The following is a 23,455-nucleotide window of genomic DNA, read 5'->3' on the forward strand; positions in this document are numbered from 1 at the left end:
TGGTACAGTGATACTGTACGTTGCAAACGATAGCCCTCCGCTCCCCTACGAAATCTGGGGGTTCGCTCCAGCTCCAAATAGCTTGCTCAGACCGCCCATTCCTTAGCAGTCCACGAGAGGCGTCTCAGAAGCTAACAATACCAGGGCCTAAGACCGATCTGAAAGGAAAACTGCTCGTTTTCGGGCCAACCGCCATTACGAAAGTACGTGTAAATTGGGTTGGCGCCGACTCCAGTCAACCCAATCGGCATCTCGGCCCGTGAAGCCGCAGCTGAGATCTCCCGTTTAACGAGCAATGCCCGCTCCGATTTGAGGTCTATTTCGAACGCGACCAAGCCTCTGCAATTCTTACCTAGGCATGCTGGTCTACAACTTCCATGCCGTGACGATCCACCATTCAGACACGGCAGCCGACGAGCCGGGGCTCCAGGGATTCATCGACCGCGCGATTGAAATACTCAAAAGTAAGCTGTGTGTAACCCTCATGCAAGGCGGTTCAATAGACGGCTCTCTGTATCTTGAGGCATTCCACGAGGTGAACACCGATCGGTTTGAGCGGCACTTGGCTTACGAATCACTAAACCTCCAGCCGGCATGTATGAAGGGAGTGCAACGGTCCTCTGGGGCTTGAGGGTTGGTAATGTTTCTGGTGAGGGAGATTTGAGGAGATTTCGGGGCTTGGGAGTGGCTGGGGATGTGGGAATAGTAGGATTTTTGTAGGAGAGATAATGGCGCGGCATGCAACAATCCGGTGGCCGGCGGATCAAGCGCAGCCTGTTCATCGACGCCGGGGCCATACGTTTCCTGCACGATGACGAAGAACAGCGGCTGACTCGGGTGCGCCTGCTCACCGACTACATCGGTCGCAAGCAGGCCGAGCTCAAGGCCTGGAACGAGGCCCAGGGCAATGTCGCAGCGATGTCGGCGAATCACCGGCGGATGACCAACCAGGGAACGTTTCGCGCCTATGCCCTGGCGTACCTGAAGAGTCATCCCGAGGTCCAGCAGGACATGACCTGCATGGTCCGCCAGATGCAGACCACGGCCCAGGGCGTGCCGCTGGAGATCTACTGCTTCACCCGCGCCACCGTCTGGACCGACTACGAACGCATCCAGGGGGATATTTTCGATTACCTGCTGGCGGTACTGCCGGAGTTCGGCCTAAGCCTGTACCGGCAGCCCAGCAGCAACGACCTGCGGGCCGGGATGCTGCCGGCGCTATTGGGTGCCAGTCATATTCCGGAGCCGCAAGAGCGCGCGCTTTAAGCCGTGAGCGGACGCGCGCCCAGGCGACTGACCCACACCGCCGCCAGGATCACCAGTCCCCCGAAGAACAACCGCCCCAGCGGCTCATGCTGATTCCAGATCAGCAGGTTGATCAGCAATCCCACCGGCACATGCAGGTTGTTCATCACCGCCAGCGTACCGCCATTGACCAGGCACGCGCCCTTGTTCCACCAGTACAGGCCCAACGCCGTGCTCACCAGCCCGAGGAACAGCAGCACGCCCCATTGCAACGGGGCCTCGGGCAGGTAGTTGGCCTTGCCGAACAACAGGAACGCCGGCAACGCCACCGCCAACGCGCCCAGGTAGAAATAGCCGAAACGCCGGTAATGCGGCAGGTCGCTGGGGTGACGCGCCACCAGGTGCTTGTAGAGCACTTGCCCGGCGGCATAGGTGAAGTTGGCCAGTTGCAGCAGCAGGAAACCCATGAAGAAATCCGGATTGATCCGGTCGTAGCGGATCACTGCCGCACCGGCCACCGCCACCAATGCCGCCAACAAGGCCCAGGGATTGAAGCGCCGGTTCAGGGCATCTTCGATCAGGGTCACGTGCAGGGGCGTGAGGATGGTGAACAGCAGCACTTCCGGCACCGTCAGCACCCGGAAGCTCAGGTACAGGCACACGTAGGTGACGCCGAACTGCAAGGCGCCGATCAGCAGCATGCCGCGCATGAATGCCGGTTCCACCTGGCGCCAGCGGGTCAACGGAATGAACACCAGGCCGGCCAACAAGACCCGCACCAGCACGGCGAAGTAGCTGTCGACATGACCGGCCAGGTACTCACCGATCAGGCTGAAGGAAAACGCCTGGAGCAGCGTGACGAAAAGTAGATAACCCATGAATGCCTCACCCGCGTCCTATTCGGCCTGAACAATTGTGCTGCCGTTAAATGAATGGGCGCGACCTTAGCGGCTTTGCGCCACACAAGGAATCCAGGGACAAAAAAAAACCCGATCGGGCCAGGCGGCCGGATCGGGTTGCATGCACTCAGGGAGCAACCAGTGCAAAGGGAGGTTCGATGCGCGAACAACGTGAAGGGGCTACTTGAACAGCTATATCGCTGGCGACACTAAAACAACCGGCGATTAGCTGAACATTAAGCCTTCAAGCCACCTGTGCCAGCCGGGCCTTGGCCTGGTTCAGGCCTTTTTCCTGGAAGTCACCACCCATGTTCAGGCCTTCGGCGTGAATGAAGGTGACGTCATAGATACCGATGAACGCCAGCACCTGGCGCAGGTAGGGTTCCTGATGATCGTTGGTGCCACCGGCATACAACCCGCCACGGGCGGTCAGGACATAGGCTCGCTTGCCGACCAGCAGACCCTGCGGACCGGTGTCGGTGTACTTGAAGGTCAGGCCGGCCCGCAGCACATGATCGAGCCAGGCCTTGAGGGTGCTCGGGATCGCAAAGTTGTACATCGGCGCGGCCAGCACCAGCACGTCCGCCGCCAGCAACTCGTCGGTCAGCTGGTTGGAGCGCGCAAGCGAGGCCTTCTCGATATCCGTGCGCTGCTCGGCGGGCTTCATCCAGCCGCCCAGCAGGTGGCTGTCCAGATGTGGGACCGGATCGGTCGCCAGGTCACGGACGGTGATCGGGTCGGCCGGGTGAGCGGCTTGCCATTGACCGATGAACTGCTGGGTCAACTGGCGGGAAACCGAGTCTTGCTGACGGGCGCTGCTTTCAATAATGAGTACGCGGGACATGGGATGTAGGCTCCATCGCTAGGGGCTGTAAGTCGATGGACTGGAGATTAAACAGCGATTAACCGATAAAAAAGCCGAAAAAATGACTGCAACCTATCTATAAATTTGTTGATAGGCGGAGCATGCTTGGCAGAATGCCCCGCCGGTTTCATTTCGGTACGCAGGTCAGGTCCAGGCGCAGCGTGATGATGCCGCGGGTGAATTTGGCGGTGGCGTTCTTGCTCTGTCCGGCCGGCACCTCGATCTTGCGGGTCCGCGGGGACTCGGGTCCATTACGGAAGACCACCGTGCAGCGGGCATCGGTCTTGCCGTGGTTGTTCACCAGGATGGAGCCGATATCCGCATCGGTATCGAAGGCCTTGTAGTCGATGCCCAGGCCGTTGAGGTGTTTTTCGACTTCGATGGGATAAGCCCATGCCGTCAAGGGCAGCAGGGCCAGCAACACACAACCGATTTTTCTCATTCGACAGCCTCCAGTAAGGGCTGCCAGCTTAGGACAAGAGGAACCCAACTTGAAAGCGCCCCGCGTGACCCTTGATCAATGGCGAACACTGCAGGCGGTGGTCGATCACGGTGGCTTCGCCCAGGCCGCCGAAGCCCTGCACCGTTCGCAGTCGTCCGTCAGCTATACCGTGGCCCGCATGCAGGATCAGCTCGGCGTGCCGCTGCTGCGCATCGACGGGCGCAAGGCGGTGCTCACCGAAGCCGGCGGCGTGCTGCTGCGCCGCTCCCGGCAACTGGTGAAACAGGCCAGCCAACTGGAAGACCTGGCCCACCATATGGAACAGGGCTGGGAAGCCGAGGTACGCCTGGTGGTGGATGCCGCCTACCCCAATGCCCGCCTGGTCCGTGCGCTGACCGCGTTCATGCCGCAAAGCCGCGGCTGCCGCGTGCGCCTGCGCGAGGAAGTGCTGTCCGGCGTGGAAGAAGTCCTGCTCGAAGGCGTCGCGGACCTGGCCATCAGCGGTTTCAATATCCCCGGTTACCTGGGCACCGAGATGAGCGCGGTGGAATTCGTCGCCGTCGCCCATCCGGAACACGCCCTGCACCGCCTGCAACGCACGCTGACCTTCCAGGACCTGGAAAGCCAGCTGCAGGTGGTGATCCGTGACTCCGGTCGCCAGCAGCCGCGCGATGTCGGCTGGCTCGGCGCCGAGCAGCGCTGGACCGTCGGCAGCCTGGCCACCGCCGCCACCTTCATCGGCAACGGCCTGGGCTTCGCCTGGCTGCCCCGGCACATGATCGAACGGGAAATCCGGGAGGGTCTGCTCAAGGTGCTACCGTTGGATCAGGGCGGCAGCCGCCACCCGACGTTCTATCTGTACTCGAACAAGGACAAACCCCTGGGACCGGCCACGCAGATTCTGGTCGAACTGCTGCGCACCTTCGACACCGCACCGCTGGACGCCCCGTTCGCTGCGCCCCAGCAAGCCTGACAGGACGTTGACCGATGGCCTATTTCGAACATGAAGGTTGTACGCTGCACTACGAGGAGTACGGCCACGGCGCGCCCGTGCTGCTGGTACACGGCCTGGGCTCGAGCACCCTGGACTGGGAAATGCAGGTGCCGGCACTGGCCGCGCACTACAGGGTTATCCTCATGGACATGCGCGGCCACGGTCGCTCCGACAAGCCCCGGCAGCGCTACAGCATCGCCGGGTACAGCGCCGATGTGCTCGCCCTGATCGAACACCTGAAGCTGGACCGCGTGCACCTGGTGGGCATCTCCATGGGCGGGATGATCGGCTTCCAGCTGGCGGTGGACCAGCCGCAGGCACTCAGCAGCCTGTGCGTGGTCAACAGCATGCCCGAGGTCAAGGTGCGCAAGCCTGGCGACTACCTGCAATGGGCCTCGCGCTGGATCCTCGGGCGGCTGCTGGGCCTGCGCAACATCGGCAGGATCCTCGGCCGGGTGTTGTTTCCCAAGCCCGGACAGGCCGACTTGCGGCGCAAGATAACCGAGCGCTGGGCAACCAACGACAAACGTGCTTATCTCGCCAGCTTCGACGCCATCGTCGGCTGGGGTGTCCAGGAACGACTTGCCCGGATCACCTGTCCAACCCTGATCGTCAGCGCCGACCACGACTACACACCGGTCGCGCTGAAGCAAAGCTATGTCAAACTGATCCCCGATGCGCGCCTGGTGGTGATTGCCGACTCCCGTCACGCCACGCCGCTGGATCAACCCCAGGTCTTCAACCAAACCCTGCTCGAGTTTCTAAGCGCAGTCGAAACCACCCCTCAGGATCACTGAACCATGCTGAAAAAAATCGCCCTGTTCACCGGCTCCGTACTGTTCGCCGCCAACCTGATGGCCGCCACCGATGCCGCCAAGGCGCCCCACGTAGAACTGGTGACCACCAACGGCACCATTGAAATCGAGCTGGACCCGGTCCACGCACCGATCAGTACCCAGAACTTCCTCGCCTATGTCGACAAGGGCTTCTACAACAACACGATTTTCCACCGGGTGATCCCGGGCTTCATGGTCCAGGGCGGTGGCTTCACCGCGCAGATGGTGCAGAAGCCGACCGAGGCGCCGATCAGGAACGAAGCCAGCAACGGCCTGCACAACGTGCGCGGCAGCTTGTCGATGGCGCGCACCTCGGATCCGAACTCGGCCACCAGCCAGTTCTTCATCAACGTGAAGGACAATGACTTCCTCGACCCGGGCCGCGATGCCGGTTATGCGGTCTTCGCCAAGGTGGTCAAGGGCATGGAAGTGGTCGATATCATCGTCAACTCGCCCACCACCACCAAGCAAGGCATGTCCGACGTGCCGGCGGATCCGGTGTATATCAAGTCGGCCAAGCGCATCGACTAATGGCAGGCGCAAGCTTCAGGCCGGGCGCCCGGGGCTTGCGCCGCCTTACCTTCAAGGAGAGCCCGGCTGACGGGCGTCAGAACCCATGCTCTATCGTCGTTTTGAACAACTGATCGACATTTTTCGCGACGCCCCCACCGCCGCTCCGCCGAACAAGGTCCTGCCGTTCTACCTGTATTACCTGCGTCAGGTCTGGCCCAGTTTCGTCGCCCTGCTGATCGTCGGGCTGGTCGCGGCGCTGATCGAGGTGGCGCTGTTCAGCTACCTGAGCCGCATCATCGACCTGGCCCAAGGCACGCCCGGTAGCGACTTCTTCCAGCTCCATGGCCGCGAACTGCTGTGGATGACCGTCGTGGCACTGCTGCTGCGACCGATCTTCTTCGGCCTGCACGACCTGCTGGTGCACCAGACCATCAGCCCGGGCATGACCAGCCTGATCCGCTGGCAGAACCACAGCTACGTGCTCAAGCAGAGCATCAATTTCTTCCAGAACGACTTCGCCGGGCGCATCGCCCAGCGCATCATGCAGACCGGCAACTCGCTGCGCGACTCCGCGGTACAGGCCGTGGACGCCCTCTGGCATGTGCTGATCTATACCCTCGGCTCCCTGGTGCTGTTCGCCGAGGCCGACTGGCGCCTGATGATCCCGCTGCTGGGTTGGGTCGCCTGCTACATCGCCGCCCTGTACTACTTCGTCCCACGGGTGAAGGCCCGCGCCGTGGTGTCCTCCGACGCCCGCTCCAAGCTGATGGGGCGGATCGTCGACGGCTACACCAATATCACCACCCTGAAACTCTTCGCCCACACCCGCTTCGAGCAGCAGTACGCCCGCGAGGCCCTGGTGGAGCAGACCGAGAAAACCCAGCTGGCATCACGGGTGGTGACCAGCATGGACGTGACCATCACCAGCCTGAACGGGCTGCTGATCGTCACCACCACGGGCCTTGCCCTGTGGCTGTGGACCCAGTCGCTGATCTCGGTCGGTGCCATCGCCCTGGCCACCGGCCTGGTGATCCGCATCGTCAACATGTCCGGCTGGATCATGTGGGTGGTCAACGGCATCTTCGAAAATATCGGCATGGTCCAGGATGGCCTGCAAACCATCGCCCAACCGGTCAGCGTCACCGACCGCGAACAGGCGCCACACCTGGCCGTCAGCCAGGGCGAAGTGCGTTTCGAGCATGTGGAGTTTCACTACGGCAAACGTAGCGGGGTCATCGGCGATCTCAACCTGGTCATCGCTCCCGGAGAGAAGATCGGCCTGATCGGTCCTTCGGGTGCCGGCAAGTCGACCCTGGTCAACCTGCTGCTGCGACTCTACGACCTGCAGGGCGGGCGTATCCTGGTGGATGGCCAGAACATTGCCGAAGTCGCCCAGGAAAGCCTGCGCGAACGCATCGGCATGATTACCCAGGACACTTCGCTGCTGCACCGCTCGATCCGCGAAAACCTGCTGTACGGCAAGCCCGACGCCAGCGATGACGAACTCTGGGAAGCAGTGCGCAAGGCGCGGGCCGACGAATTCATCCCGCTGCTCTCGGATGCCCAGGGTCGCACCGGCTTCGACGCCCACGTCGGCGAGCGCGGCGTGAAACTGTCCGGCGGCCAGCGCCAGCGCATCGCCATTGCCCGGGTGCTGCTCAAGGACGCGCCGATCCTGATCATGGACGAAGCGACCTCGGCCCTGGACTCGGAAGTGGAGGCGGCGATCCAGGAGAGCCTGGAAACCCTGATGGAAGGCAAGACGGTGATCGCCATTGCCCACCGCCTGTCCACCATTGCCCGCATGGACCGGCTGGTGGTGCTGGAAAACGGCCGGATCGCCGAAACCGGCAGCCATGCCGAACTGCTGGCCCATGGCGGCCTGTATGCGCGCCTGTGGCGACACCAGACTGGAGGTTTTGTCGGGATCGATTGAAGACCGCGCCTGGAGGGGCACGGTCGACCGCTCAGGCCTGCCGATAGGGCAGCGCTGCCCTCGCTTCTTCGGCATAGGCCAGGATCCCCGGCCGCTCCTGCGCCAGGAAATCCTTCACCGCCGCCCGCAGTCCCGGATGCCGCAGGTAGTGCCAGGAATGGGTGATCATCGGTTCGAAGCCGCGAATCAGCTTGTGCTCGCCCTGGGCCCCCGCATCGAAGCGTTGCAGGCCCTGGGCGATGGCGTAGTCCATGCCCTGGTAGAAGCAGGTTTCGAAATGCAGCCGGTCGAACTCCGCCAGGCAGCCCCAGTAACGACCGTAGAAACTGTCGCCGCCGATCAGGCTGAAGGCCATGGCCACAGGTCGTCCGCCCTGCCTGGCCAGGCACACCCGGATCGACTCGGGCATGCGCTCGGCCAGCAGGCTGAAGAACGCCCGGGTCAGGTAGGGCGCCTGGCGTCGTACCGCATAGGTATTGGCATAGCAGGCGTAGACGAAGTCCCACTGTGCCTCGCTCAACTCATGGCCTTCCAGCCATTGGAAATCGAACCCCTGCCCGGCGACCTGCTCGCGCTCCTTGCGCATCTGCTTGCGCTTGCGCGAACTCAAGGCATCGAGGAAGTCCTGGAAATCCCGGTAGCCGCGGTTCCGCCAATGAAACTGGCAACCGTAACGCTGCAACCAGCCGGGTTGTTCGCCCAGGGCGGTGTCGGCCAGGGCATCGGTGAAGTTGACATGGGCGCTGGAGAGTTCCTCGATCTCCAGATAGCCGGGCAAGGCGGCCAGCAGTTCGAAACCGTCCTCGGCCCTGGCCGCCAGCAGCCGCGCGCCGCCGACCGGACTGAACGGCACGGCGCTCAGCAGCTTGGGATAGTAGGCAATCCCCGCTCGCTTACAGGCATCGGCCCAGCCGTGGTCGAACACATACTCGCCATAGGAGTGCCATTTGCGATAACTCGGCAAGGCCGCCACCAGCCGACCGTTCTCCACGTGCAGCAAATGCTCCGGCCGCCAGCCCGACTGCGGACCGAGGCTACCGCTGTCCTCCAGGGCACCCAGGAAGGCGTGACGAAGAAATGGCTGGCCATCGGGTACCAGCGCATCCCATTGCTCGGCAGCGACGTCGGAGAGGCTTTGCAGGCGTTGTAACGGCATCGATATCCCCAGGCAGGTGCAACACGCAGAGGAAGTATCGCGCAAGTGTGGCAGGAAGGGCGACAGCTGGAATGGAAAACAGGTAAGGCCTGAAGGTCCGTCGGCAATGGAATATTAAAAACTAATTCATTGGACTTGAAAGTCGCCTGGGAACACCATTCCGGAAAGCTTCCTGGACAGCGGCCGGGCTGAACGGCTGGGGCTTTGCGGGTATGTATCGGCGTGTCCAAAAGCCGGACAAAAAAACGCCCCGCGCGACAGTCTGTCGAGCAGGGCGTAAAAAGAGCGGAGCTTACAACAGTGGAATCGTGTAGCTGACGATCAGACGGTTTTCGTCCTGGTCGCTGGAGGCAACAGTAGTGCTGGTACGCCACATGGCGTTTTTCCAGGCAAAGCCGAGGTTCTTGAAGGTACCTTCAGGAATCACGTAGGAAACGCTGATGTCGCGTTCCCACTCACTCTGGTTGCCAGCGGCGTTCTGGATATTGTCGCCGTGCAGGTAGATGATGCCTGCGGTCAGGCCAGGTACGCCAACCTTGGCGAAGTCATAGGCGTAACGAGCTTGCCAGGTACGCTCGCCGGCACGGGCGAACTTCTGGATCTGCATGTCGGTGATGGTGCTGTTCGACGAGCCGTCACCCTGGTTCAACCATGGGAAATCGCTGTCGCCTTTGGTGTACTGATAACCCGCGCCGAAGGTGTGACCTTCGATCGAGTACAGGCCCAGGTAGCTGTACAGGTCGTTGTCGACCTTGCCCTTGGTGACGCCACCGCCGTAATAGCCAGTGGTGAAGAAGTTTTTGTCGCTACCGTTGGCGCCGTCATCGCGGCTACGGTAGTAACGCAGGTCGCTTTTCAGTACGCCAGGACCGATGGCCCAGTTGTGTACCAGCCCCAGGAAATTCTGCGAGTAGAAGTCCTTCAGCTCGCCGTAGTAGTACGAAGCGACCAGATCCTTGGTGATCTTGTAGTCAGCACCGGCGTACTGGAACTTGTTGCTGAACCGGCCCGGGGTGCCCTGGGAGTAGTTCGAGCTGGCGTTTGCACCGGCGATCGACAGGTCTTCGTCGTTGCTCGAGTTACGGCCCTTGGCCTTCTCAAGCTGGCCGAGAGTCAGGGTCAGGTCCTTGATCTCGTTCGATTTCAGCTCGCCACCGGTGAAGGTTTGTGGCAGCAGGCGGCCGTCGTTGTACTTGACCACCGGGTTGTTCGGCAGCAGGGTACCGATCTTCAGTTCGGTCTGCGAAACGCGGACCTTGCCGGTCAGACCCACGCTACCGAAGTCATTGACCGCCTTGACACCGTTTTTAGTGCCGGTGGCTTCGGTCGGGAATACTGTACCGCCAGCCGAGGTTTTGGTCGCACCGTTGGAACCACCACCAGTGTCCAGTCGGATACCTTCCAGGGCGATCACATCCAGGCCGAAACCTACGGTACCTTGGGTGTAGCCGGAGTTGAAACGAAGATCGAAGCCTTGGCCCCATTCCGAGTTCAAGCTTTGAGCAGGTTTCCCGCTACGGTTATCGGTGTTGATGTAGTAGTTACGCAGACCCAGGGTCGACGTAGCACCTTCGATAAAACCTTTCGCGTCAGCTTGCCCTTCGGCATACGCCTGCTGGGACAAAACCCCCACGGCCACTGCCAGGGCCAAGGTGCACTTGTTCATGTTTCGCTCCTCTGGATTCAAATTTTTTCGGGTCTTTTCGTGGCGTCCGATGCCATCACGCGGGTGCGCAGCCATTGCCGGGCCTGACCTGCTTTGTTGGGAGGGAATCTTGGCGTGGGGTTATGTCAGCGCAGTTGCTGAAGTATTAAGCTTTTGTGACAGAGGAACTTTTTGCAACAAACACAACCTGGCGCAAAGCCCTGGTCTAAAGGGCTTCGGCAGAAAAGTAGTGGCTTTTTGAAACTACGGCTTTCCGGCATCCCGGCGCTCTGCGGCCAGTTGCGCGGACAAGGCCTCGAGGTTTTCGACCGGCGGTTCGGGCATTTGCTTGAGCGTGGCCTGCATCAAGCGCATCTGCCGGATGAAACGCCGGCAGTTGGGGCAGAACATCAGGTGATGGCGCACCATCAGGCGCTCACGAAAGCTCAACTGGCCATCGAGATAATCGCTGGAACGCGCCACTTGTTCCTTGCAGGTCAGCATTCGCCGGTCTCCTCAAAATGCTCCACGGTTGCGAAGACTTTCAATCGTGCCCGGTGCAACAGCACCCTGACATTGGAGAGCGAGATCCCCAGAAGATTACAGATCTCCTCCAGCTCCAACCCCTGGCGTTCACGCAACAACAAGACACTGCTCTGCAACTCGGACAAGCTCAACAGAGTATGTTCCAGGCATTGGCGCAACTCATCCTCGCTGAGCAGGGCCTCGGGGGTGTCCTCATGCCAGGCGTGCGGGGCCAGGGCCCAATGGCCGTCAGCGGCAAACCGTTCGTCGCCGATAGTGCCGTGGGGTGACGGAAGGTCATCCAGCAGCACCTCGCGACGATTCTGCTTGTAGCGGTTCTTCGCCGCATTGGCGGTGATGGTCAGCAACCAGGTCTTGAGACTGGAGCGCCCCTGGAAGCCCGCCAGGTTGCGAACCACCGCCAGCCAGGCATCCTGCACCGCTTCATCGGCCTGCCGGCTGCCGACAATGGCATAGGCCACCGCCCGCATGGCGCTCTGATAGGTACTGACCAACTCCTTGTAGGCCTTTTGCTCGCCCGCCAGCAAGCGTTCAAGCAACTGAGTATCGTCGGGCGCCGCCATTCACAACCTCGGGTTCAAGATCCACGTCAATCCAATGCAGCCACAAGTCCGAGGCATACCCCAGCGCAATCAGCGCTTGCGCAGGATCACGCTACCGATCGAGTAACCGGCACCGAACGAGCTGAGGACTGCCAGCGAGCCGGAAGCCAGGTCGTCCTGGTTCTTGTGGAACGCGATCACGGAACCGGCCGAGCTGGTGTTGGCGTAGGTATCGAGAATCACCGGCGCTTCTTCTTCCGTGGCCTCGCGACCCAGCAGTTTCTTGACGATCAGGTGGTTCATGCTGAGGTTGGCCTGGTGCAGCCAGAAGCGCTTCACATCGCCGATATTCAACTGGTTCTCCTGCAGATGCGCGGCGATGAGTTCCGCCACCATCGGGCAGACGTCACGGAACACCTTGCGACCTTCCTGGACAAACAGTTTGTCCGCGGCATCGACGCCCTCTTCCGCCGCGCGGTTGAGGAAGCCGAAGTTGTTGCGGATGTTGTTGGAGAACTTGGTCAACAGCTTGGTGCCGACGATGTCGAACTGATAGGGCGAGGTCGCCAGGTCAGCCCGCTCCAGGATCACCGCCGTCGCGGCATCGCCGAAAATGAAATGGCTGTCACGGTCGCGGAAGTTCAGGTGACCGGTGCAGATTTCCGGGTTGACCATCAGGATCGCCCGGGCCTGGCCCAGTTGAATGCTGTTGCTGGCGGCCTGGATGCCGAAGGTCGCCGAAGAGCAGGCGACGTTCATGTCGAAGCCGAAGCCCTGGATGCCGAGGGCTTCCTGGACTTCGATGGCCACTGCCGGGTAGGCCCGTTGCAGGTTCGAGCAGGCGACGATCACCCCGTCGATGTCGGCGGCGGTCTTGCCTGCGCGCTGCAAGGCCTGTTCGGCGGCACCGATGGCCATCTGGCAAAGGATCGACCACTCGTCGTTGGAGCGCTCGGGCAGGCGCGGCTTCATGCGCTGCGGATCGAGGATGCCCTCCTTGTTCATCACGAAACGGCTCTTGATACCGGAGGCCTTCTCGATGAACGCGGCGCTGGACTCGGTCAGGGCCTGAACCTCGCCGCGCTCGATGGCGGCGGCGTTTTCGAGGTTGAACTGTTGCACATAGGTGTTGAAAGACTGCACCAGCTCATCGTTGGAAATGCTGTTGGCCGGGGTGTACAGGCCGGTGCCGCTGATGACGACGTTATGCACGCTCGTTCCTCTATTCTGTTCAGGCAGAAAGCACTGGTACATTCGTACCAACACATAAAAGGGCCAATCCCGTCAAAACGGGAAAGGGCCTGGAGTCGTTTTCTTCCGACCGGGTCGGGCAGCCAGCGCTCGAACCCTGAAATCGGCATTTATAGTCGTCAAGTGTGCCATAAACATCGGGATTTGGCCCTAGGGCCGAAATCAATGACCTGCTGCGCATCAGGCTTCGACCTGACTCCATTGCTTGCCCAGGCGCTTGTCCGAAATCGGCGCCTTGGTCCCCAACTGCTGGGCAAACAGCGACACCCGGTATTCCTCCAGCCACCAGCGGTAAAGCTCCAGTTGCGGGTCGCGCTTGCCTTCCTGGGCATGCTTGGCGGCGCGCGCCTGGTACTGGGTCCAAAGCCCTGACAGTTCGGTGCTCCAGACCCGATCCTTCTGCACCTGGGCCGGCAGTTTCTCCAGGCGCAGCTCAATGGCCTTGAGATATCGCGGCAACTCCTTGAGCCAGGCCCCCGGCGTCTCTCGAACGAAACCGGGATAGACCAACTGGCTCAGTTGCTGCTTGATGTCATTGAGTGCCACTGCCTGGGCCAGGTCGATCTTGCCCTTGAAGCGTTTTTGCAGACCGTGCCAGAGCTTGAGGATCTCCAGGCTCAGGCGGGCCAGGCGCTCGGCATGCTCGGTCCAGGCGCCGCGCTTGCGTTCGGCCAGGGACGCCAGTCCCACGCCATCACGCGGCAGGCTGTCCTCCCCCTCCAGCACGCAGCTGTCGAGGCTCGCCAACAGGATGTCTTCGACCAGCGCCTCGACCCGTCCCAATTCACGGTACAGCAAGCCCAGCTCGGTCAGGCCCGGCAGCTTGCCGCGCAGGAACTTCGCCGACTCGGCCAACTGCTGCATCAACAGGCGCTGCAAGGCCCGGCGATGCTGGAACTCGGCTTCGGCCGGGGTGGAGAAGCGTCCCTCCTTGACCGTACCGCCCTCCTCCACCAGCGCCGGGTACACCGTCATCGACAACCCGGCGATCTTCTGCTGGGTGCTCTGGGCCACCGTGGCAAACTCCCTGGCCTTTACCGGTTGCTGGCTCTTCGCGGTTTGCGGCACGGCCAGGGCCGCCTGGCTGGCTTGGGCAAACCGCGCCGTCAGCTCCGCCAGGTCACGCCCCTCGCCGAGGAACTTGCCCTGGGCGTCGACGATTTCCAGGTTCATCCGCAGATGGCTTTCCACCTGCTGCGCCGCCTCGGCCCAGGCTTCGTCGCTGACCCGCGCGCCGGTCATGCGCAGCAGCTCGCGGCCCAGGGCCTGGGGCAGCGAGCCCTCGGCAAAGTCGATCCGTTGCAGCGCCGCCTTGACGAAGTCCGGCACCGGCACGAAGTTCTTGCGCAAGGCCTTGGGCAGGTTGCGCACCAGGGCGATGCACTTGGCTTCGATCACCCCCGGCACCAGCCACTCCAGGCGCTCGCCGGGCAGGGCCGGCAACAGCGGTGCCGGCACCCGCAGGGTCACGCCATCGCGCGGATGGTTGGGCTCGAAGTGATAACTCAGCGCCAGGGCCAGGTCACCCAGGTGCAAGGTGTCCGGATAGTGCGCGGCGGTGACCTCACTGGCTTCGCGGGCGAGCACGTCCTCTTCGCGCATGATCAACAGTTGCGGGTCTTTCTGGCTGTTGACCCGATACCAGCTGTCGAAGGTCGCGGTCTGATGAATCTCCGCCGGCAGGCGCGCGTCGTAGAAGGCGAACAGGGTTTCTTCATCGGCCAGGATGTCGCGACGTCGGGCCTTGGCCTCCAGCTCGTCGAGTTGTTCGAGCAGTTGCTGGTTGGCACTCAGGCACTTGGCTTTCGATTGAATCTCGCCGCGCACCAGCGCCTCGCGAATAAACAGCTCGCGGGAGGCCACCGGGTCGACGGGACCGAAGTGCACCGGACGCCGCCCGACCACGATCAGGCCGAACAGGGTGATCTGCTCGAAGGCCACGACCTGGCCACGCTTCTTCTCCCAATGGGGCTCGAAGTGGTTCTTCTTGATCAGGTGCCCGGCCAGGGGTTCGATCCAGTCCGGCTCGATCTTGGCGACCATGCGCGCGTAGAGCTTGGTGGTTTCCACCAGCTCGGCGGTCATCAGCCATTGCGGACGCTTGCGGCCCAGCCCCGAGGACGGGTGAACCCAGAAACGCCGCTGGCGCGCGCCCAGGTAGTCGCCGTCTTCGGTCTTCTGGCCGATCTGGCTCAGCAGCCCGGACAACACCGCCTTGTGCAGCTTGGGATAGTCCGCCGGTTCCTTGTTGACGCTCAACTGCAGGTCGCGGCAGATCAAGCCCAACTGGCGATGGGAGTCGCGCCACTCGCGCATGCGCAGGTAATTGAGGAAGTTCTTGCGGCACCAGTTGCGCAACGCACTGGCGCCCAGGGCCTGGCGCTGCTCTTCGAAACCACGCCAGACATTGATCAACCCGGCGAAGTCCGAGTCCACGTCCTTCCACTGTGCGTGGGCCTGGTCGGCGGCCTGCTGGCGCTCGGGCGGACGCTCCCGCGGGTCCTGCACCGACATGGCGCTGGCGACGATCAGCACTTCCTGCAGGCTGCCGAGCTTGGCCGCCTCCAGCAACATGCGGCCCATGCGCGGGTCCACCGGCAGGCGCGCCAGTTGTCGGCCCAGCTGGGTCAGCTGGTTCTCGCGGGTGACCGCCGACAGCTCCTGCAGCAGGTTGAAACCGTCGCTGATGGCCTTGCCGTCCGGCGGTTCGATAAACGGAAACGCGGTGATTTCGCCGAGACGCAGGTGCAGCATCTGCAGGATCACCGCCGCGAGGTTGGTACGCAGGATCTCCGGGTCGGTGAATTCCGGACGTCCGTTGAAGTCGTCCTCGCTGTACAGGCGTACGCAGATACCCGGCTCGACCCGCCCGCAACGGCCCTTGCGCTGGTTGGCGCTGGCCTGGGAAACCGCTTCGATCGGCAGGCGCTGGACCTTGGCGCGGTAGCTGTAGCGGCTGATGCGCGCCGTACCGCTGTCGATCACGTAGCGGATACCCGGCACAGTCAGCGAGGTTTCCGCGACGTTGGTCGCCAGCACCACGCGACGCCCCGGATGGGACTGGAAAATCCGCTGCTGCTCGGCCGGCGACAGCCGTGCATATAAAGGAAGGATCTCGGTGTGCTTGAGTTGGGCCTTGCGCAGCATGTCCGCGGCGTCGCGAATCTCCCGCTCGCCGGGCAGGAACACCAGCACATCCCCGGGGCTCTTGCGCTCGCTGCGCTCGAAGGCGGCGATCTCGTCGAGGGTGGCGAGAATCGCCTGGTCCACGCTCAGGTCATCCTCGACGCTGTTGCCCTCTTCATCCTGTTCCGAAGTCAGCGGGCGATACCAGGTGTCCACCGGGAAGGTGCGCCCGGACACTTCGACAATCGGCGCATCGTCGAAGTGTTTGGAAAAACGCTCCAGGTCGATAGTGGCCGAGGTGATGATGACCTTCAGGTCCGGACGCCGGGGCAGCAGGGTTTTCAGGTAGCCCAGCAGGAAATCGATGTTCAGGCTGCGCTCGTGGGCCTCATCGACGATGATCGTGTCGTAGCGTTCCAGGTAGCGGTCATTCTGGGTTTCCGCCAGCAGGATACCGTCGGTCATCAGCTTGATCAGGGTATTGGCGTCGCTCTGGTCTTCGAAGCGCACCTGATAGCCGACCAGCGCGCCGAGGGGCGTGGCCAACTCGTCGGCGACCCGGCTCGCCACACTGCGCGCCGCGATCCGGCGCGGCTGGGTGTGGCCAATCAGGCCATGCCGGCCACGACCGATTTCCAGGCAGATCTTCGGCAACTGGGTGGTCTTGCCCGAGCCGGTTTCGCCGGCAATGATCAGCACCTGGTGCTTGAGCAGGGCGTCCTTGATCTCGTCGCGCTTGGCGGCGATGGGCAGGCTGTCGTCATAACGAATCAGCGGCACGCTGTTGCCCCGGGCCGTGACCTGGGCACAGGACGCCTGCATCCGCTCGACCCACTGGGTCAACTTGCTTTCGTCGGGCTTCTTGCGCAACTCGAGCAACTGCCGCCGCAACCGATGGCGGTCGGTGATCATGGCCTGGTCGAGGTTTTTCAGCAGTTGGTCGATAGCGGGCGATTCGTCAGTCATCAGGTACGCAAAGGTCGTCTATTTTAGGCAGGCGCGGATTGTCGCAGATTTGCGCTGAAAAATGATGCCAACTGCATGCCCGAACAGCCCTGACGGGTCATTCGTCGTCCCGATCCTTGCGCCGATACGGAAACACATCGATCACCTTGCCCGCCCGAATCGCCTCTTGCAGGCCTTTCCAGTAGTCGGCGTCGTAGAGCTCGCCATGCAACCGGTCGAACAGCCGGCGCTGTGCCATATCGGCGAACAGGAAGGGCGGGAACTCCTCCGGGAACACGTCCAGCGGCCCGATGGAATACCAGGGTTCGGAGGCCATTTCATCCTCGGGCGTGCGCGGCGCGGGGATGTGCCGAAAGTTGGCTTCGGTCAGGAAGCAGATCTCGTCGTAGTCGTAGAACACCACGCGACCATGGCGGGTCACGCCGAAGTTCTTCAGCAGCATGTCGCCGGGAAAGATATTCGCGGCCGCCAGTTGCTTGATCGCCAGGCCATAGTCCTCCAGCGCCTCGCGAACCTGGGCATCGTTGGCGTTGTCCAGGTACAGGTTCAGCGGGGTCATGCGCCGCTCGGTCCAGCAATGGCGGACCAGCACCGTATCCCCTTCGAGCTGCACCGTGGACGGCGCCACTTCCAGCAATTCCTCCAGGCACGCCGGCTCGAACTTGCTCAAGGGAAAGCGGAAATCGGCGAACTCCTGGGTATCGGCCATGCGCCCGACCCGATCGACACGCTTCACCAGGCGGTACTTCTCGATCACCGTGGCGCGGTCGACGTTCTTCGACGGCGAAAAGCGGTCCTTGATGATCTTGAACACGGTGTTGAACCCCGGCAGGGTAAACACGCTCATGACCATGCCGCGCACACCCGGGGCCATGATGAAACGGTCGTCGGTGTTGGCCAGGTGATTGATCAGCGCCCGGTAGAACTCGGACTTGCCATGCTTGTAGAAGCCGATGGAGGTGTACAGCTCGGCGATATGCTTACCCGGCAGGATGCGCTTGAGAAAGCCGATGAACTCCGCCGGTACCGGCACATCCACCATGAAATAGGAGCGGGTGAAGGAAAAGATGATCGACACCTCGGCCTCGTCGGTGATCAGGGCATCGATCTGGATGCCCCGCCCTTCACGGTGCAGCAACGGGATCACCAACGGCCATTGTTCATCCGGGGTGAAGATCCGCCCCACCAGGTAGGCGCCCTTGTTGCGGTAGAGCACCGAGGAGAACAGTTCGACACTCAACTCGGGATCCTTGCACACCCAGTCCGGCAGGTTTTCCCGCAACTGGGCTTCAAGGCGCCGCAGGTCCCCCGGCAAATCGGCATAGGCCTCGCTGAAGCCGTAGTCGGCGAAGACCTGTTCGAGCATACCCGACAAATCGCCTTCGGGCCGGTAGGTACGGGTCTGCGCCGCCCGCGTCCGGTGTAACGAGGGCCGGGTGGTGTGGATGAACATGCAGCCGTCGCTGATCAGGTCGTGGCTGAACAATCCGCAAAAGGCCGAGTTGTACCAGGTCTCCGCCAGCTCATCGTCGAAGCGCAGGTCGATCAGGTCGATATAGGCGCTTTTCACCAGCGGCCAGAGCGTGACATCGAGCAAGGTGCTGGCCTCGAAACCGGCGCGCAGTCGGGCATTGATCTCGCTGACCTTCTCTTCGTACAGGTTGATCCGCGCCGTCGAAGCCGCCTGCGCTTCCTGCCAGCGGGCGCCTTCGAAGCGGCCACGGGCGCCGTCGGTGATCTGACGAAAGTGTTCGCGGTAATCGTCGAAGCCATCGAGGATCATGCGGGCGATATCAGCGGCCGGCCATGGCTGCGGCATAGTGGAACCCCTGCGTTATTGTTCGAAATGGTGTCGCAAGCGAGTCGCCTGAGCTTAGAGGCCAACACTCAGGCAACGCAACCATTGCCTTGCCAGTTACATGCGGTGACACTTGCTCGCCCTACCCTGCCAAGGAAGCCATCGTGAGACCCGTCGATATTCTGCGCATGTTCATGCTGGCCGCTGTCTGGGGCGCCAGCTTCCTGTTCATGCGGATCATTGCCCCCGTGCTCGGCGCCTTTCCAACCGCCTTTTTCCGCGTCTCGATCGCGGCTGTCGGCTTGCTGCTGATCCTCGCGCTGATGCACGTCAACTGGGACTTCAAAGGCAAATTCAAGGTCTGCCTGATGCTCGGCGTGATCAACTCCGGGTTGCCGGCGACGCTGTACTCGGTCGCCGCCCAGGTGCTGCCGGCCGGCTACTCCTCGATCTTCAATGCCACCACGCCGCTGATGGGCGTGCTGATCGGAGGCCTGTTCTTCCATGAAAAACTGAGCCTGAACAAGCTGGTTGGGATCTTCCTCGGCCTGTTCGGGGTCGCGGTGCTGACCCGCGCGGGGCCTGTGACCTTCAACCTTGAATTGTTGATGGGCGCCGCGGCATGCCTGCTGGCCACCACCAGCTATGGGTTCGCCGGCTTCCTGACTCGCCGCTGGCTCGACCATCAGGGCGGTCTCGATCCAAGGCTATCGGCCATGGGCAGCATGTTCGGCGCGACCCTGGTGATCTTGCCGTTCTTCGGTTACAGCGTCATTGCCCATCCTCCAGCCAGTTGGGGCGGGATCAGTGTCTGGTTGTCGCTGCTGGGCCTCGGCCTGGTGTGTACGGCGTTTGCCTACATCATGTACTTCAAGCTGATGAGCGATATCGGCCCGGTCAAGTCGATGACCGTGACCTTCATGATTCCGGCGTTCGGCGTGTTGTGGGGGGCGTTGTTTCTCGACGAGCCGCTGTCGCTGGCCCACCTGTATGGCGGGGTGTTGATTGCGCTGGCGTTGTGGCTGGTGTTGAAGCCCGGCGCGACGCTGAAGGCGGCCAGCGTGGCTGACCGGTAATGTTGTGGCGATAGCGATGGCAGACTCACCATCGCTATCGCAGGCAAACCGCTGCCTACCTGTCGTCAAGCGCCCTTGCGGAACACGAACACCAACCCGACGATGATCAGCCCCATACCGAGCAGGCTCAGGGCCGCCAACCGATTACCGAAGATCAGGTAGTCCATCACCGCCGTCACCGCCGGCACCAAGTAGAACAGACTGGTGACATTGACCAGGTTGCCCCGGGCAATCAGCCGGTACAGCAACAGGGTCGCCAGCACCGACACCACCAGTCCCATCCACAGCACAGGCAGGATAAAGCCGCTGCCGGTTTCGAAGTGGAACGGCTGGAACGGCACGAAGATCCCGCACAGCAGCAACCCGGCCAGGTACTGCACCGGCAGCGTGCCCAGGGGATTATCGGTGATGCGCTTCTGCATGATGGAGCCCGCGGTCATGCTGGCTAGGGCCAGCAGACCGAACAGCATCCCGGCCAGGGACATGCCGGCCAGGCCGATGCCCTGGTAGACCACCAGGATCAGCCCCGCCAGCCCCAGGCCCAAGCCGAACATCCGGCTCCAGGAGCGTCGACGCTCCATCAGCACCGCCGTCAGGATCGGTTGCACCCCCATGATCGTCGCCATGACGCCAGGCGTGACCTTCAGGTCCAGGGCCAGCAGATAGAAGATCTGATAAGCCCCCAGCAACACCAGGCCGGTGGCCGCGGCATAAAGCAGCGGCCAGCCCACCCGGGGCAACTTGAACTTGAGCAACGGGACCAACACCACCAATCCCGACAGGGCGATGCAGAAACGGATCAACAGGAAAGCGAACGGCGAGGCGTGGGCCAGCCCCCATTTGGAGAAGATCGCCCCGCTGCTCCAGAGCAGGACAAACAGACTCGTCGAGGCCGCCGCGGTTGCGGATTGTCTTGAAAAAGCCAACATGGATACCACCCGTGATTCAGGCAAAAGCCGATTCAGCACAAGGCTGAACATTCAGTAGTTTTTTCAGGCGGGCACGGGGGAACGGCAAAGACTGCCGATCAGCCCGAAAAGCCAACACCCGGCGGTGATACGACTGCGTACACCGGCGTGCTACTGACAGGTGGGGGTAGTGACTGATCTGCACAGGCTGCTGGTTCCCGCACGGCACGACCACAGCGTTGACCGCTGAATCGACTACCGCATCGAGAAAGGAACCGGGCATGTGCTGATCTTCTTGAGGAGGGTGAATCGGTTGAAACACCGAGCGCCGACTATAACCAGCGCTCGGGATCCATTGCAACAGGTCAGCCGAACAACCAATAACCGAGGGCCGCGAACACCACCACCGCCAGCACCGGGCGCAGGGCGCGATACGCCTTGGGATTGGCACGCTTGAAGCGCTTGACCAAGCCGCTGAGGCGGTCGCTGGAGCGCTTGCTCCAGGCATAGACCTGGTTGATGCCGCCGACCCGCTCGTCATCGAGGTTCTGCGGGGCCGTGGCGCGGCCGAGGAAGGCACTGACCCGGCGGTTGACCGCGGTCATGAAACGGCTGCTCAACGGTCGCTCGATATCGCAGAACAGAATGACGCGGGTCTGCTCGGTTTCGTTCTTGACCCAGTGCACGTAGGTCTCGTCGAACATCACGTCTTCACCGTCGCGCCAGGCGTAGACCTGGCCGTCGACGAAAATCCGGCAGTCGTCGGAGTTCGGCGTCGACAGGCCCAGGTGATAGCGCAGGGAACCGGCAAACGGGTCACGATGCGGGTTGAGGTGGCTGCCACCGGGCAACAGGGCGAACATCGCGCCCTTGACGTTGGGAATGGCATTCACCAGCGCCACGGTTTTCGGGCACAGCAGCTCGGCCGACGGCAGGGGCTTGTCGTACCACTTGAGGTAGAAACGCTTCCAGCCCTTCTTGAAGAACGAGCCGAAACCGGCATCGTTGTTCTTCTCGGCGGCGCGGATATAGCCTTCATCGAACAGATGCATGGCCTCTTCGCGGATCACCTCCCAGTTGTCCTTGAGCACATCCAGCTCGGGAAACTTGCTGCGGTCCAGGTAAGGTTTGGACGGTACGCCGGAAAACAGGTACATCAAGGCGTTGTAAGGCGCGAAAGCAGCGGAATGGTTGACGAACTGACGCAACAGGGGCAACCGCGCCTTGCCGCGCAGATGCACATAAAGCGTACTGCCCAGGAACAGCAGCAGGACTGCGGCCTTGGCGGCAAAGGAAAAGGTCATTCAACACTCCTCGAAAATGGGCAACGCACGAGTGGCCTGTACCGCTTGACTCACCCGACGTGGCAGCCGGCCATGATAAACATTACCGGCGCCGGGAAAAACCCATGGCTTTACAGATTCAACATTGCCGATCCGGTAATAAAGCCCCTGTTTAACAGGAAACCGCTGAACGGTAGCTGATCCAGATCAGCGGATATCGCCCTGCCCTGTGTTGCCTGCGTGCGTCAGCAGCGGGGTTATTGCTGGGTCTCCTGCTCGCTGAACAGATCGCTGAACAACATGCTCGACAGGTAACGCTCACCGGAGTCCGGCAGCACCACCACGATGGTCTTGCCCTGCATTTCCGGCGTCTGCGCCAACCGCACGGCAACGGCCATGGCCGCGCCGCAGGAAATACCACTGAGAATCCCCTCTTCCTGCATCAGCCGCAGGGCCATCGCCTTGGATTCTTCGTCGGTCACCAGTTCCACCCGGTCCACCATCGCCAGGTCGAGGTTTTTCGGCACGAAACCGGCGCCGATCCCCTGGATCTTGTGCGGGCTCGGCTTGACCTCCGCCCCGGCCAGGGTCTGGCTGATGACCGGCGAGGTCGCCGGTTCCACCGCCACCGACAGGATCGGCTTATGCTTGGTCAGCTTGATATAGCGCGAAACCCCCGTGATGGTCCCGCCAGTGCCCACGCCGGCCACCAGCACGTCCACCGCGCCCTCGGTATCGTTCCAGATTTCCGGCCCCGTGGTCTTTTCATGGATGGCCGGGTTGGCCGGGTTTTCGAACTGGGCCGGCATGAAGTATTGGGCCGGGTCGCTCGCGACAATCTCCGCAGCCTTTTCGATGGCACCTTTCATGCCCTTGGCCGGCTCGGTCAGCACCAGCTCCGCGCCCAGCGCCTTGAGCACCTTGCGCCGCTCCAGGCTCATGGACGACGGCATGGTCAGCAGGAGCTTGTAGCCCCGCGCGGCGGCCACGAAGGCCAGGCCGATGCCGGTGTTGCCGGAGGTCGGTTCGACGATGGTCATGCCCGGCTTGAGTTTGCCGCTACCTTCGGCGTCCCAGATCATGTTGGCGCCGATCCGGCACTTCACCGAGTACCCCGGGTTACGCCCTTCGATCTTGGCCAGGATCGTCACGCCACGGGGTGCGATACGGTTGATCTTGATCAGCGGCGTGTTACCGATGGAGTGCGCGTTGTCGGCAAAGATACGGCTCATGACGGGGGTCCTTGATAGGCAGCGTTGACAGGAATCTTCAAGGTTATGCCTCAGGGTTGCAGGCGTCCAGTCATGACAAACCCCGGGGCGGTGGCCCGCGACCGACCGGGTCAGGATCTGACGCCCCATTCAGAGACTGAATAAGCCGTCTGCGTTCACACTCGACCGGGCGCCGCGTTATAGTCAGGCATGATTT

Annotated in this window: 18 protein-coding genes and 1 pseudogene; 6 read left to right on the top strand and 13 right to left on the bottom strand. The window is 62.0% G+C overall.

Translation table 11 applies throughout. From position 1 onward, the window contains the following. Positions 1-729: 729 nt before the first annotated feature. A pseudogene (locus NUH87_RS09890) lies at positions 730-1,266 on the top strand (mechanosensitive ion channel family protein); the annotation flags it as partial. On the opposite strand, the gene NUH87_RS09895 reads toward NUH87_RS09890, so the two are convergent. From NUH87_RS09895 to NUH87_RS09905, 3 genes are all read right to left on the bottom strand, one after another. Then, a complete protein-coding gene (locus NUH87_RS09895) occupies positions 1,263-2,123 on the bottom strand; it encodes a carboxylate/amino acid/amine transporter (RefSeq protein WP_338525789.1) in 861 nt (286 codons plus the stop codon). The pseudogene NUH87_RS09890 and the gene NUH87_RS09895 overlap by 4 nt on opposite strands. A 265-nt stretch (positions 2,124-2,388) precedes the next feature. Next, positions 2,389-2,988 carry an FMN-dependent NADH-azoreductase gene (locus NUH87_RS09900; protein ID WP_338525790.1) on the bottom strand — a complete coding sequence of 200 codons (600 nt, stop codon included), beginning with the start codon at positions 2,986-2,988 and terminating at the stop codon, positions 2,389-2,391. Positions 2,989-3,136: 148 nt separating this feature from the next. After that, positions 3,137-3,451 (bottom strand): 3-phosphoglycerate kinase, encoded by a 315-nt coding sequence (locus NUH87_RS09905; RefSeq protein ID WP_338525791.1) that lies wholly within the window; start codon positions 3,449-3,451, stop codon positions 3,137-3,139. A gap of 49 nt (positions 3,452-3,500) precedes the next feature. Between NUH87_RS09905 and NUH87_RS09910 the strand changes: the two genes are divergently transcribed. The 4 genes from NUH87_RS09910 to NUH87_RS09925 all read left to right on the top strand — a co-directional run bounded on the left by NUH87_RS09910 (position 3,501) and on the right by NUH87_RS09925 (position 7,730). After that, entirely contained in the window at positions 3,501-4,424 is a 924-nt protein-coding gene (locus NUH87_RS09910) for a LysR family transcriptional regulator (protein ID WP_040065166.1), read from the top strand. A gap of 14 nt (positions 4,425-4,438) precedes the next feature. After that, entirely contained in the window at positions 4,439-5,242 is an 804-nt protein-coding gene (locus NUH87_RS09915; RefSeq protein ID WP_338525792.1) for an alpha/beta hydrolase, read from the top strand. A 3-nt stretch (positions 5,243-5,245) separates the two neighbouring features. After that, positions 5,246-5,812, top strand: coding sequence for a peptidylprolyl isomerase (locus tag NUH87_RS09920; RefSeq protein ID WP_338525794.1), 567 nt, complete (start codon positions 5,246-5,248; stop codon positions 5,810-5,812). A gap of 85 nt (positions 5,813-5,897) precedes the next feature. Continuing rightward, positions 5,898-7,730, top strand: a complete 1,833-nt coding sequence (locus NUH87_RS09925) for an ABC transporter ATP-binding protein (protein ID WP_338525795.1) — start codon at positions 5,898-5,900, stop codon at positions 7,728-7,730. A 31-nt stretch (positions 7,731-7,761) separates the two neighbouring features. Here the strand turns inward: NUH87_RS09925 and NUH87_RS09930 are convergent, their stop codons facing one another. The 7 genes from NUH87_RS09930 to aceK all read right to left on the bottom strand — a co-directional run bounded on the left by NUH87_RS09930 (position 7,762) and on the right by aceK (position 18,781). After that, positions 7,762-8,886 carry a GNAT family N-acetyltransferase gene (locus NUH87_RS09930; protein WP_338525796.1) on the bottom strand — a complete coding sequence of 375 codons (1,125 nt, stop codon included), beginning with the start codon at positions 8,884-8,886 and terminating at the stop codon, positions 7,762-7,764. Between the two features lie 292 nt (positions 8,887-9,178). Then, on the bottom strand, positions 9,179-10,552 hold the full coding sequence (locus tag NUH87_RS09935; protein WP_338525797.1) for an OprD family porin: 1,374 nt from the start codon (positions 10,550-10,552) through the stop codon (positions 9,179-9,181). A 243-nt stretch (positions 10,553-10,795) separates the two neighbouring features. Further along, entirely contained in the window at positions 10,796-11,035 is a 240-nt protein-coding gene (locus NUH87_RS09940) for a zf-HC2 domain-containing protein (protein ID WP_338525798.1), read from the bottom strand. Further along, the gene (locus NUH87_RS09945; protein ID WP_040065149.1) at positions 11,029-11,640 is read right to left on the bottom strand and encodes an RNA polymerase sigma factor; all 612 of its coding nucleotides are present in this window, start codon (positions 11,638-11,640) and stop codon (positions 11,029-11,031) included. The genes NUH87_RS09940 and NUH87_RS09945 overlap by 7 nt, the downstream gene beginning before the upstream one ends. A gap of 69 nt (positions 11,641-11,709) precedes the next feature. Further along, on the bottom strand, positions 11,710-12,831 hold the full coding sequence (locus NUH87_RS09950) for a beta-ketoacyl-ACP synthase III (RefSeq protein ID WP_338525801.1): 1,122 nt from the start codon (positions 12,829-12,831) through the stop codon (positions 11,710-11,712). A gap of 219 nt (positions 12,832-13,050) precedes the next feature. Further along, a complete protein-coding gene (gene hrpA / locus NUH87_RS09955) occupies positions 13,051-16,962 on the bottom strand; it encodes an ATP-dependent RNA helicase HrpA (protein ID WP_338525802.1) in 3,912 nt (1,303 codons plus the stop codon). A gap of 97 nt (positions 16,963-17,059) precedes the next feature. Next, complete coding sequence (aceK, locus tag NUH87_RS09960) at positions 17,060-18,781, bottom strand: bifunctional isocitrate dehydrogenase kinase/phosphatase (RefSeq protein ID WP_338525803.1); 1,722 nt, start codon at positions 18,779-18,781, stop codon at positions 17,060-17,062. Between the two features lie 143 nt (positions 18,782-18,924). Here aceK and NUH87_RS09965 point away from each other — a divergent pair, with 143 nt between their 5' ends. Next, positions 18,925-19,836 carry a DMT family transporter gene (locus NUH87_RS09965; RefSeq protein WP_338525804.1) on the top strand — a complete coding sequence of 304 codons (912 nt, stop codon included), beginning with the start codon at positions 18,925-18,927 and terminating at the stop codon, positions 19,834-19,836. A 65-nt stretch (positions 19,837-19,901) separates the two neighbouring features. Here the strand turns inward: NUH87_RS09965 and NUH87_RS09970 are convergent, their stop codons facing one another. From NUH87_RS09970 to cysK, 3 genes are all read right to left on the bottom strand, one after another. After that, on the bottom strand, positions 19,902-20,765 hold the full coding sequence (locus NUH87_RS09970) for a DMT family transporter (protein ID WP_338525805.1): 864 nt from the start codon (positions 20,763-20,765) through the stop codon (positions 19,902-19,904). Positions 20,766-21,109: 344 nt separating this feature from the next. Continuing rightward, positions 21,110-22,048 carry an aspartyl/asparaginyl beta-hydroxylase domain-containing protein gene (locus NUH87_RS09975; RefSeq protein WP_338525807.1) on the bottom strand — a complete coding sequence of 313 codons (939 nt, stop codon included), beginning with the start codon at positions 22,046-22,048 and terminating at the stop codon, positions 21,110-21,112. A 236-nt stretch (positions 22,049-22,284) separates the two neighbouring features. Then, positions 22,285-23,259 (bottom strand): cysteine synthase A, encoded by a 975-nt coding sequence (gene cysK / locus NUH87_RS09980; protein WP_338525809.1) that lies wholly within the window; start codon positions 23,257-23,259, stop codon positions 22,285-22,287. Between the last annotated feature and the right edge of the window lie 196 nt (positions 23,260-23,455).

Source organism: Pseudomonas batumici, assembly GCF_036585405.1.
GTDB classification, from domain to species: Bacteria; Pseudomonadota; Gammaproteobacteria; order Pseudomonadales; family Pseudomonadaceae; genus Aquipseudomonas; species Aquipseudomonas batumici.